The 12,506-nt window shown below is 33.2% G+C and carries 10 protein-coding genes; 9 read left to right on the top strand and 1 reads right to left on the bottom strand.

Going from position 1 to position 12,506, the window contains the following annotated elements; all coding sequences use genetic code 11:
* Nucleotides 1–38: 38 nt before the first annotated feature.
* The gene (locus Ana3638_RS00785; protein ID WP_161836153.1) at nucleotides 39–1,343 is read right to left on the bottom strand and encodes a YcxB family protein; all 1,305 of its coding nucleotides are present in this window, start codon (nucleotides 1,341–1,343) and stop codon (nucleotides 39–41) included.
* A gap of 269 nt (nucleotides 1,344–1,612) precedes the next feature.
* Here Ana3638_RS00785 and Ana3638_RS00780 point away from each other — a divergent pair, with 269 nt between their 5' ends.
* The 9 genes from Ana3638_RS00780 (at nucleotide 1,613) to Ana3638_RS00740 (ending at nucleotide 12,172) form a co-directional block, all read left to right on the top strand.
* Complete coding sequence (locus tag Ana3638_RS00780) at nucleotides 1,613–2,974, top strand: MATE family efflux transporter (protein ID WP_161836151.1); 1,362 nt, start codon at nucleotides 1,613–1,615, stop codon at nucleotides 2,972–2,974.
* A 316-nt stretch (nucleotides 2,975–3,290) separates the two neighbouring features.
* A complete protein-coding gene (locus Ana3638_RS00775; RefSeq protein ID WP_161836149.1) occupies nucleotides 3,291–4,262 on the top strand; it encodes an acyltransferase family protein in 972 nt (323 codons plus the stop codon).
* A 363-nt stretch (nucleotides 4,263–4,625) separates the two neighbouring features.
* A complete protein-coding gene (locus Ana3638_RS00770; protein WP_161836147.1) occupies nucleotides 4,626–5,345 on the top strand; it encodes a LytR/AlgR family response regulator transcription factor in 720 nt (239 codons plus the stop codon).
* Nucleotides 5,326–6,627: a sensor histidine kinase gene (locus Ana3638_RS00765; protein WP_161836145.1), complete on the top strand. Its 1,302-nt coding sequence runs from the start codon at nucleotides 5,326–5,328 to the stop codon at nucleotides 6,625–6,627. The genes Ana3638_RS00770 and Ana3638_RS00765 overlap by 20 nt, the downstream gene beginning before the upstream one ends.
* A 216-nt stretch (nucleotides 6,628–6,843) precedes the next feature.
* A complete protein-coding gene (locus tag Ana3638_RS26690; RefSeq protein ID WP_334297123.1) occupies nucleotides 6,844–6,939 on the top strand; it encodes a cyclic lactone autoinducer peptide in 96 nt (31 codons plus the stop codon).
* A gap of 224 nt (nucleotides 6,940–7,163) precedes the next feature.
* On the top strand, nucleotides 7,164–8,306 hold the full coding sequence (locus Ana3638_RS25640) for a S8 family serine peptidase (protein WP_161836143.1): 1,143 nt from the start codon (nucleotides 7,164–7,166) through the stop codon (nucleotides 8,304–8,306).
* Entirely contained in the window at nucleotides 8,192–9,256 is a 1,065-nt protein-coding gene (locus Ana3638_RS25635; RefSeq protein ID WP_161836141.1) for a S8 family serine peptidase, read from the top strand. Before Ana3638_RS25640 ends, Ana3638_RS25635 begins: the two co-directional genes overlap by 115 nt.
* A gap of 143 nt (nucleotides 9,257–9,399) precedes the next feature.
* Complete coding sequence (locus Ana3638_RS00745; protein WP_161836139.1) at nucleotides 9,400–10,611, top strand: leucine-rich repeat protein; 1,212 nt, start codon at nucleotides 9,400–9,402, stop codon at nucleotides 10,609–10,611.
* 340 nt (nucleotides 10,612–10,951) lie between these two features.
* Complete coding sequence (locus Ana3638_RS00740; RefSeq protein ID WP_161836137.1) at nucleotides 10,952–12,172, top strand: leucine-rich repeat protein; 1,221 nt, start codon at nucleotides 10,952–10,954, stop codon at nucleotides 12,170–12,172.
* Nucleotides 12,173–12,506: the final 334 nt, after the last annotated feature.

Below are 12,506 nucleotides of genomic sequence, written 5' to 3'. Positions count from 1 at the left end.
TTGCGACGACCCCAATGAAAAAACTTATAGATTTAGGATTACTTTGAAGTATGTTGTTTTATAAATTTAATAATTTCCGCCTCGATATGTTCGAATCCGTCTTTCTTTAGATAAAATGCCTTTTCCGGACCTATATAAATATAAATATAATCTTTATATTCCTTTATTTCGGTTATTTGTGTGTAAGGATACTTTGAAATAAATTGGATACCGGATAAGGTAAAGTAATCTTCATAAAATGTGAATACGGCCTCCTTACTTTTATTCTTGTCATATATTTTCTTCATAGCACCAACTAATTTTTCGATTCGGATTCCCTGGTAGTATAGAAACACAAATAAAAGAATAAGGGCTATGGCACAACCAATAATTCCGGGTCCGGAGGTATATAAAAACAATAAGATAATAAGGAAAGATACCGCCATAATAATCCAGGTTTTTAATTTCCTGATAATTTCATTATAGTGGAAGTAATCTTTAAAAACTTGTTCCGAATACTCTGTCCGGTTAACATACAATACGGTATCTTTTATATTTTGTTCTTCTTTTTTCTTTTGTTCCATATAAAAGCTGGTCAACGCTTCTGTTTTCTTATCTTTTAATGCTTTTTGCTTTTTACTCTTCTTTTTATTCAGATATACCAAAACAACAATTATTGCAATGAGGATGATAAAACTAAGAAAGAAACGAATTTGAGATGCCCTTTCCTGCTTTGCTACTTCCGCTTTATCCAGAAATTTCGTAAAATGTGTCCCTGCAACCAGCTCTTTAACAAATGTTTCGTCAACCGTATCTATACTGTCTTTCTTAAAAGTATCAAAGGTAATAGTAGATCCGTTTACAATAGTTCCATAGATTATTTCGGTTAGGGGTTCACCATTTTGGGTCATCTCAATACTATACCGAAAAAAAGTTGCCTCTTTATGGGAATACTCTGTAACCTCCATCTTTGCGCTCTTATCATTTGAAGTACCAAGGTTATTCAGAAAATCAGTTAATTCTTCTTTTGAAAGTAATGACAAATTAAATATTTTTCTTGTATCATTAGAATATTTTTGCAGCAGCCTTACAGTTGTTTGGGTATTTGGGTCATATAAGACAGCCCTAACTCCAATTTTACTAAAATTATCTTTCTCGCTTTTTGGGTCGGTAATCCCGGCTTCTTTCCACTTCTCATCTGTGTCCGGTGTATCTTTTGTTAGTACGATGGTATCTTCCGGCAGATTTAATTCCATATATATTCCAGGAAAATCCTGAACCTTTGCTTGTACCTGAAATGACGGAAAAATGGCCAGTATCAAAATAACTGTTATAAGAAACCGGCAAAATAACTTATTCTTCATAGGCTTATCTCCTTGTTTTAAATAACCTGTATTTAATTATCTTACCACGAATCTACAAAAAGTTCTATCCCTTTTACATTGTGAGTATAAAAAAAGGATTTAGAAAATCTAAATTTTTTATATCAGTCACACCCTGATTGGCAGCAGTAACATTGCCCGCATATGCGTTATGCAATGGGAGCCAGTGTATAAAAATTCATATGGAAAATACAAATTTTCAATGGTATAATATTTCGTAGCTATCATTAAAAGCTTGAAAGAGGACAAAAATGGATGAACAGCAGAAAATACTGAAAATGAATACAAATCTGAACTTATTTAAGATGTCAATTCCTCTGTTTGTGGAATTAATGTTACAGTTGATGGTGGGGAATATGGATCAGATTATGATAAGCCATTATTCACAAAAATCCGTAGCAGCGATTGTCAACGGAAATCAAATCATGAATCTGGTTATCATTGTTTTAAATATGATTAGCATGGGTACCACAGTGGTATTATCACAATATTTGGGGGCAAGAGATAAAGAGGGCACTTCAAAAACCTGTATGATGTCCTTAACTTTAATCACCGGTATCAGTATATTTTTAACCATTGTTGTCATAATTTTTCATCGGAATATATTTAAGATAATGAATATTGGTCCTGATATTTTGGATGAAGCATCTACCTATTTTGTGATAATTGCATCCTTTATTCTGGTACAGGGTTTCTATCTTAACTTTGCCGCTATTTTAAGAACCTTTACATTAATGAAAGAAGTAATGTTTATCTCCATTATCATGAATATTTTAAATATTTGCGGTAATGCCATATTAATTAATGGATTGTTTGGCGTCCCCCAATTAGGGATAAAAGGGGCGGCTATTTCAACCGTAATCAGTAAAATAATAGGATTAATTATTATCATCTATCTATTTAAGAAGAAATTGGATGTTTCCTTAGGGATTAAATATTTGAAACCATTTCCGGTAAATATCATGAATAAATTATGTAAAATTGCTTTTCCGTCGGGTATAGAAAGCTTCTCCTATAATCTTTCACAGATGTGTATACTGGGTGTTATCAATACGTTTGGTACCATGGTTACAGCGACAAAAGGCTATTGCAGTATTTTAGCCAACTTTTCTTTTATTTATGCCATCGCCTTGTCTCAGGCAACACAGATTATGATTGGCTATTTAATTGGTGCTAAACTTTTTGATGCCATAGAGAAAAGAGTATGGAATACGGTTAGAGTTTCACTCACTGTCTGTCTTGGATTCACATTAATTCTATATCTGAAAAGTGATCTGGTATTACAGATGTTTACCAATGACCCTGAGGTATTACAGCTGGGGAAAAGAATTCTATTCATCGAATTTTTTCTTGAAATAGGCAGGGCAATTAATATCGGTTTAATAAGAGCGCTCATTGCGGTAGGGGATGTAAAAGCACCGATGATAGCAGGAGTAATCGGTCAATGGGCAGTTGCATTGACATTTTCATACATATTCGGCAAGGTGTTCGGATGGGGACTGGAAGGAGTCTGGATTGCCATGGCAATGGATGAATGCGGCCGGGGTTTTGTGTTTTTCCTGCGTTTTAGGCGTAATAAATGGAAAAGATATTTAGATCAGGAGGGTATATAGTATTGATATTAGGAGGTATTCCTGTAATCTTTGTATGGTGTTTCATAGGTAATTAATAATTTATCTTTGAAACACTATTTTTATCCGGATGAAATGTAAAATTTAGTAAAAATATTGGACGATGTTATTTTTTGTGATATAGTATTTCTATGAAAGATGGAAGGATTGGGGGGAATGAAAATCTAGTGAAATTAAAGCTGGAGGTGGGAAATAAAGGATGAGAGGATTTTATATTGACTTTATTATCTGCTTTGGGTAAAATACTTTTTGGCTTGTTTGGGACTTGAATAACAATTCTAATTTACATGAGGTAATTATGAACAGAGACAGTTATTTTGATAATTACAGGGGTTTCTTAATATTGCTTGTTGTGATCGGGCATTATATCGGTGCATTTATTTATAAAAATCATTTAATGGAATTTCTGGTTATTACGATATATGGTTTTCACATGCCTGCTTTTGCATTTATATCTGCTTATTTTTCAAAAAGAAATAATTTATTGAAATTAGTACGGACACTATTAATTCCTTATTTTGTGTTTCAAATAATCTATTTTATCTTTTTATACGTGATCGGCAGGGATAGTAATTTAGAACTGTTAGAACCTTATTTCACCTTATGGTTTATGCTGTCTTTATTCTGCTGGAGATTATTAATTGATAAGATAATAAAGATAAAGGGAATTCTTGCAATCTCATACGTAGTGGCGGTATTAGCCGGTTATGTTACCGTGATTGGTGCATTTGGAGCTATTGGCAGAACCATTACATACTTACCGTTTTTTATATTGGGTTATACGTTTAATAAAGAGAAGTTTTTAAAATTTGCGGATAAAAAATTCGTAAAAATAGGTTCCGGTATATTACTGGCAATCATACTCGTGGTCGTATATTTTAATTGTGATCATATTGATTTTGATGTTCTGATTATGAAATACTCCTATGAGAAATCTCATTTATTACATTGGGGATGGCTGTACCGATCGTTGATTTACATAGGTTCAACCTTTTTAATTTATTTAATTGCCGTTGTTATACCCAGAAAAAAGCACTGGTTTACCTATCTGGGACAAAGAACCATGAGTATTTATTTAATGCATGGTATTATCTATAAATTCTTACAATACCAAACAAATTTATATCACACGATAAATACAGTTATTGAAATGTTACTGATTTTACTTTTTGCAATCTTACTTACTTTTATATTGTCATTAAAACCTTTTGATATTTTAATTAGAAAGATATCATCAATACCATTTGAAAAATTATTTACCTGGTATTAAAAGTTATTTAACGTAAGAGAATGTTACTGAGGTCGGTAATTACTAACATAGTTCATTTTAATTTAATTTGATATGAGAAAATACCTCCATAATAGGGCTGGCACCTGTTAAGGAGGTATTTTGATTTCCGCGAAAGCAAAGTGAGAATTAGCAAGCTTGCTTTGCAATAATTCGAACGCGCACGCGAACCGAAGAAACTCGCAAAGCGTGTTTCTTCCGGTTTTCTTTTCTTTTATTTTTTTACAAAAATAGTATCTTATTACAGTTGAATTACACAAATTGGAAATTATATGTTAAAATTAAATTAGTCAAGGTAACTTAGGGGAATTAATAATTATTCTTTATAGAAAGAGGGATGAGGAGATGTTCCGTATTGCTATATGTGACGATGAAACTATCATTTGCTCAGAAATTGAACAGGTGATAATTGATTACTGTAAAATAAGTTTAGAGGAAATTCATATTGAGGTTTTTACTTCAGGGGAAGAACTGTTTCATTTCATGAAAAATGGGGAGGAATTTGACTTAATATTCTTAGATATTGAATTAAAAAATATGAATGGTGTACAAGTCGGAAAAATAATTCGGGAGGAAATGAAAAATGAAATTGTACAGATCGTATATATTTCGGGAAAAGATAATTATTATCTGGAGTTATTTGAGGTAAGGCCGATGCATTTTATACATAAACCGATTGAACCGAAAAAACTAATTAAGGATATAGAAAAAGCCATGGAGCTTGCAGGGCGGCTTAAGAAAATCTTCTCCTACAAGCAAGGCCATAATATATATAAGATAGAAATTAAAGATATTATATATTTTGAAGCGGTAAACAGGCAGGTGAAAATGATTAAAAACAAAACGGAAATTAACTTTTATGGCAGCCTGGAAGAGGTTTATCGTGAAGTAGAGAAATATCATTTTCTTTATATCCATAAATCTTATCTGGTAAATTATGCTCATATCATAGGATTTAGTCATAAAGAATTAACCATGTCAAATGGCATTATACTTCCTATCAGTCAGCAAAGACGTAGAGAAGTTTTAGAATTGCAGATAAAATATGAGAAAGAAGGCAAATAAAGTGGAGCATATGTTTTATGATGTGGTTTATATAGCCATGAACTTGTTTCAGACTTATATAATATTTAGGTTAATGGGTATTTTCTTTAACAGGGAGGCTATAAACAGAAACAAAGAATGTCTGACGTACTTATTGTATTATCTATGTATTACCGGAATATATCTTTTGATTAATATACCTGTGATAACGCTGGCAGCTAATCTTATCGCTTTTGCGCTCTTGTCATTTAATTATAAAGCCGGCCTGAAGCAGAGGGTACTGTCGGTATCATTTATATGTCTGATATTGCTCTGCTCAGAAGGTATCATAGTATTGCTGACGGGACATATTAATTCCCCTATATTTTCAAGAAATGATTATTCGTCTGTTATAGGAACAGTAAGTATTCAATTATTTACCTATATGGTAGTACTGATCCTGCAAAATTATAAAAATATACGGAAAGGCAATAACATACCAACAATATACTGGTTAGCAATATTTTTAATTCCATCAGCGTCTTTATACATAATAGTAAATCTGCTTATGGCTACCGGACTTCCATTAATACAGGTGCTTCTATGCATTGTACTGGTACTGCTGGTCAATGTTGCCACATTTTATTTATATGATTTTATATCAATGGAAATAGAGGAAGAAATGACAAATAGGATGTTGTTGCAGCAAAACAATTATTATGAGCGCCAGTTTGCCCTTATAAATACTGCATTGGCAGCGAACAAATCCCTACGGCATGATTGGGAAAATCATTTATCGATCTTATACTCCTTATCTGAAAAGAATGAGGGAAAGCATTTAATGGAATATTTATCAGAATTAATGGAAGAAAAGACAGTCAAGGAAGAATATACCCGTTCCGGTAATGTTGTGATAGATAGTATTCTGAATTTTAAATTGCAGGAGGCAGAGAGGAAAGGAATACAGATAAACCTGGAAGTAAGCGTACCGGAACAGTTATCCGTTAAATCCTTTGACATGACGGTAATCTTAGGAAACCTGCTGGATAACGCCATTGAAGCCTGCTGTAAAATAGCAGAGAACAAACGAAAGATAAGGGTATCTATACGTTACGACAAAAGCAGATTATTTATAGAGATAAAAAACCAGTATGAAAACGAGATTCTTTATGAGAAAGGTAATATTATAACAACGAATGATGATAAAAAAAATCATGGTGCCGGGCTTTCCAATGTAAAAAACGCAGTAGAGAAATACCAGGGGTTACTTCATATAGAACATTCCGATAATACTTTTAATGTAACGGCACTGCTGTTTGTTTAGCGCAAATAATAAATTCTTTTATTTCCCTCCCTTCCCTCGATAAGAATAAAAATATTTATAAATTTCCATAAAACATGTAAAAATTACCATCCACTACAAAAATCGTACTAGTTACTACATCTAACGGCATAATTAGCAAATCTATGATAGTATACAGTTACCAAAAGAAATCAAATGAAAGGAGGGATAGCATTGAAGAATTAAGCTAAATTGACTATGATGTTTACAGTGAAAGAAGCGAATAGTTGCTGCACCTTTATTGTTTATCAGTCTAAACTTCCGCAAAAAGCGAAAAAGCTTAGGGAGTTTTAATACTGCAATTAGAATTGAAAAATGAAAGATTTATAAGACAAAAATATTCTATACTGTGATAACATGCAATAATAAAATTGAATACTTATAGTAATGATATAGGCAGTACTTTTGGTAATAAAACTGGTATTATAGACAAGTTTTATTTGTCTGGTTATTACGTTGTTTTTTAAAAAATAATGTATATTAATTGAACCGAAAAGATATTACTAGGAGGAAAACAAATGAATATAAAAAAGAAGCGTTTCATATCATTGGTTGTAATTGGTAGTTTAATATTTAGCTTTATCGCAGTACCGTTTAAAACTCATGCATTAAATAAAGATTCGAATACAGAAAAATCCTATGTTGTAGTATACGAGGATGGAGCGAGCCGTAAAGTCGATACTATTAATTTGAATCCATATGAAGCTGCTAAGATGGAGCAGGAAAGGGATGTATTAGTAGTAGAAGAAGACGGTTTAGTTTATGGCAGTGGGAAGAAAAATGACAGTAATTTAAAAGATTTTTATTCAAAAGATAAGCATGAAAAAAAAGTCAAGAAAAAATCTTCAAAAAATTCGGATGTTGAATGGAATATGCAGGTAATTAAGGCAGATAATATAACTGCTGAGGATCTGTATGACGAATCCGTAGTCACAGGTCCCGCATTCAATGTTGTAACCGGCCCCGCAATAAATACAATAACAGATTCCAAAGTTAAAGTAGCCATCATAGATTCCGGGGTAGACTATTCGGAAGATGTTGACGTCTATATGAGGAAAAATTTCATACCGGGGGAGGATGATGTGTCCATAATATATGAAGACGGCTTAGGACATGGTACGAGTGTATCAGGTATCATAGCTGCTAAAGATAATGATATCGGGATTACAGGAATCAATCCGGATGTGGAATTATATTCAGCCAAGGTCCTTGACCGGAATAATACGGCGCCTGTCAGTCGGGTAGTTGAGGCAATTTATTGGGCCATTGATAATGATGTAAATATCATCAATATTAGTTTTGGTACCACTCATGAATCTGCAGCGTTAGAGCAGGCAATACAGGATGCATATGATGCAGGAATTTTATTGATTGCGGCTGCAGGTAATAACGGAACGATAGAATACCCGGCAGCATATGATGAAGTAATTGCAGTCGGATCCGTCGATAGTAAAGGTAAACGCAGTAAGGGCAGTGCCACCGGTGAAGATTTGGAACTAATGGCCCCGGAGAACAGATTTTATCGACAGGTGATTTTGGAGGTATTTTGGTATCCTCCGGAACCAGTATGGCAGCTCCCCATGTTACCGGGGTTGCATCACTGCTATGGCAGAAAGATTTATCCTGTTCCAGTGATTTCATACGTAAATTACTCGCTCTAAGTGCCAATCTATATGGTGACAGGGAAGAATACGGATATGGACTGATTGATTTAGAATATGCGCTGGAACAATATGATGCTTTCAAAGCGGTATATACGGAAAATGAACCTTTGGATGATATAATCGAAGAATCCCAGGAAGATGGTGATTTATTAGATAATACAAGTGAGATTATAACCTTTGATGATGTCGATTATGTGGTAGGAAGCTGGGATTCAACCGCACATAATGGATTTCCTGCACTGGAAAGCTATGAGTCCCATAATCCATTATCGGAAAATGGAATAAAAATTGTTAAATTAGCGGCAATTATAAGTGATAAAGAATTACCAGGTTTTGACACTTATCCACAGTTTCATGGATTTATGTCTAAAAAGGTGGGAACACCAACTTACCAATCCAATTATATAGCTTCGTATATCTATCTGACTAATAAAGCGGTAGGATTATATAATAGTACAACACCATCAGCGCCGGCAGGTTTATCAAGTTATGATAAATCAGGAATAGATACCTATCTTACAACTTCCAGTTTCAATGGAAAAACGTGGACTACATTACTCGCTGGGAATACAGTAAACGCTACCAATAAAGCATTATTTGTCTATGGAATTGCAATGCATTCAGTTACCGATCTGTATGCTCACAGTACTTATGATAAGGATGGCAATTATATAGATCATAAATATGTAAGTGAACTTATTGGTGCTGATACCCCCTCGGTAGTGTCAAATAGATTTGAATGTGCAGAAGTAATGGCACAGATATTGATAGCCCATATCAAGAGATTTGAATCAGGAGATATATCTGACTTTTATACGGTTGCAAACGTACCATATGATTGGTCATCATTTAAATTAGGCAGGCTTAGTACATATGCTCAGCAGGTTAATTCAAGTTATTATAATACCTATAAAGATGTTTTTGACATCATGAACATTAATAAGTAATATTGTACAAATAATTAATTGATACATTTAATATTAAAAAATACGAGGGTGTCTCAAAAGATTATATTAAATTATGTCTTTTTGGACACTCTCATGGTCATAAGCATAATTAAAAATGGGATTAGTAAGACAAGGAGAATGAAATGAATAAATTCAAGATTGTAAGTATTATTTTTTTAGCAATAACTTTCCAAATGATAGGTATCTTACCGAACATAAATGTCAAAGCAGCCGAACAGACTGCCAGCGAAGAGGATTTTGTGATTAAAGACGGTGTTCTTACTTGGTATGTAGGTGAAGGTGGAGATGTAGTTGTACCGGATGGCGTTGAGGCTATTCGTAGCTCTGTTTTCCAATTTAATGATAACATAACAAGTGTAATCTTACCGGATTCCGTTACTGCAATAGGAAATTCTTCTTTTCAAAGCTGTGATAATCTGGAAAGTGTAAAGATGTCTGATTCAGTTAAATCTATTGGGTATTATGCATTTTGGAACTGTAAGAAGTTAGTTGAGATATCTTCCCTGGAGGGCGTTACCACAATAGAAGGCAACGCTTTTGCACTTACACCGTGGCTTGATAAAAAAAGGAGTGAAGAAAATCCTTTCGTTATTATTAACGGTAACTTAATTGACGGTAAAAACTGCAAAGGAGATGTTGTGATACCGGATACGGTTCACACTATTGTAGGTAATACATTTGAGGGAAATCAGGAAATGACCTCAGTAAGTATTCCTGATTCTGTTAAAAGCATAGGAGCTGCAGCATTTGTTGATTGTAGTAATTTGATTACTGTCAAGATGTCAAATTCCGTGGAATCAATAGGGTTAGGAGCATTCGAAAATTGCATAAGATTAAAAAATATAAGATTATCAAATTCACTTAAGCAGATTGAGGAAATGGCCTTTAATAATTGTAAAAAATTAACCAATATCACCATTCCTGATTCCCTAAGTAAAATAGACCCATATGCTTTTGTGAATTGTGTAAGTTTAAAATATGTAACGATATCAAATAAAGTAACCAGCGTTGATAGTTATGGCAATAAAGCATTTTTTAAGTGCCCGAATTTAACATTTTATGGACAGGATAAATCATATATTCAATCCTATGCCAATAAAAATAAAATACCATTTAAGAAGATTACGATAGCTGCAACAAATAAGACCTTAGCAGTGGGTGAAACATATAGATTAAATCTGAACAGTATGGCGAAATGTACCTGGAAGTCAAGCAACAATTCGATTGCATCGGTTAATTACTATGGACAAATCACAGCAAAAAAGAAAGGGAAAGCTACCATTACGGCAACTCTTTACGGTAAAAACTATCAATGTGTCATCACGGTGAAATAAATAAGTTACCGTCAGCTCCATCAATGTTGATAAAGGGGGAGTATCTATTATTTTATTAATGAAAAAGCTGCTCTTGTTTGTGCCATTAAGAAGTTTATCTTCATAAGTTTAATTTCATTTTAAATATGCTGAGGAAGTTAATTCAAGTTATTATAATACCTATAAAGCTGTTTTTGACGACATAAATATTTATTAGTAATTTCGTACAATTGATTATTTGATGTATTTTTGATTAATTATTATGAGGGTGTCTCAAAAGATTATATTACATTATGTCTTTTTTGGCACTCTCATGGTCATTAGCATAATTAAGTGGGTTTAACAAGACAAGGAGAATGAAATGAATAAATTGAAGATTGTAAGTATTATTTTTTTAGCAATAACTTTCCAAATGATAGGTATCTTACCGAGCATAAATGTCAAAGCAGCCGAACAGACTTCCAACGAAAAGGATTTTGTGATTAAAGACGGTGTTCTTACTAGGTATGTAGGTGAAGGTGGAGATGTAGTTGTACCGGATGGCGTTGAGGCTATTGGACAAAATGCATTTAATCGGAGTTATATCATGAATAAAACAATAACAAGTGTAATCTTACCGGATTCTGTTACTGCAATAGGAAATTTATCTTTTTACAGCTGTGATAATTTGGAAAGTGTAAAGATGTCTGATTCAGTTAAATCTATTGGGCGTGAGGCATTTTTTGGCTGTACGAACCTGACAGAGATATCTTCCCTGGAGGGCGTTACCACAATAGGAAGTCACGCTTTTGCACTTACACCGTGGCTTGATAGAAGGAGTGAAGAAAATCCTTTCGTCATTATTAACGGTAACTTAATTAACGGTAAAAACTGCAAAGGAGATGTTGTGATACCGGATACGGTTCACACTATTGTAGGCAATGCATTTTCGTTTAATAAAAAAATAACCTCAGTAAGTATTCCTGATTCTGTTAAAAGCATAGGAGCTGCAGCATTTGTTGATTGTAGTAATTTGATTACTGTCAAGATGTCAAATTCCGTGGAATCAATAGGGTTAGGAGCATTCGAAAATTGCATAAGATTAAAAAATATAAGATTATCAAATTCACTTAAGCAGATTGAGGAAATGGCCTTTAATAATTGTAAAAAATTAACCAATATCACCATTCCTGATTCCCTAAGTAAAATAGACCCATATGCTTTTGTGAATTGTGTAAGTTTAAAATATGTAACGATATCAAATAAAGTAACCAGCGTTGAAAGTTATGGCAATAAAGCATTTTTTAATTGCCCGAATTTAACATTTTATGGACAGGATAAATCATATATTCAATCCTATGCCAATAAAAATAAAATACCATTTAAGAAGATTACGATAGCTGCAACGAATAAGATCTTAGCAGTGGGTGAAACATATAGATTAAATCTGAACAGTATGGCGAAATGTACCTGGAAGTCAAGCAACAATTCGATTGCATCGGTTAATTACTATGGACAAATCACAGCAAAAAAGAAAGGGAAAGCTACCATTACGGCAACTCTTTACGGTAAAAACTATCAATGTGTCATCACGGTGAAATAAATAAGTTACCGTCAGCTCCATCAATGTTGATAAAGGGGATTATCTATTATTTAATAATGAAAAAGCTGCTCTTGTTTGTGCCATGTTTTTGACGCCAGGGACATTAAAAATAAAATATTGTACAAATATTATGTCTTTTTGGAAAAAAGCGGAAAGTAAAATTGAGCTGCTTATTTTGTTTGCAAGAAAGACCTATGGAATATTGATATTTTTTATTACTGATATCCTGGCAAATAATCTTTTTGATATCTGCAGAAAGGAGTAATTTACTTATCAGTTTTCCATAGGTCATTTCGTTTTACCATATTTATTCTTTTGGCTGTAAATATTGTAA

The sequence above is a fragment of the Anaerocolumna sedimenticola genome, assembly GCF_009931695.1.
GTDB lineage: Bacteria > Bacillota > Clostridia > Lachnospirales > Lachnospiraceae > Anaerocolumna > Anaerocolumna sedimenticola.
This window is presented reverse-complemented; position numbering and strand designations above follow the sequence as displayed.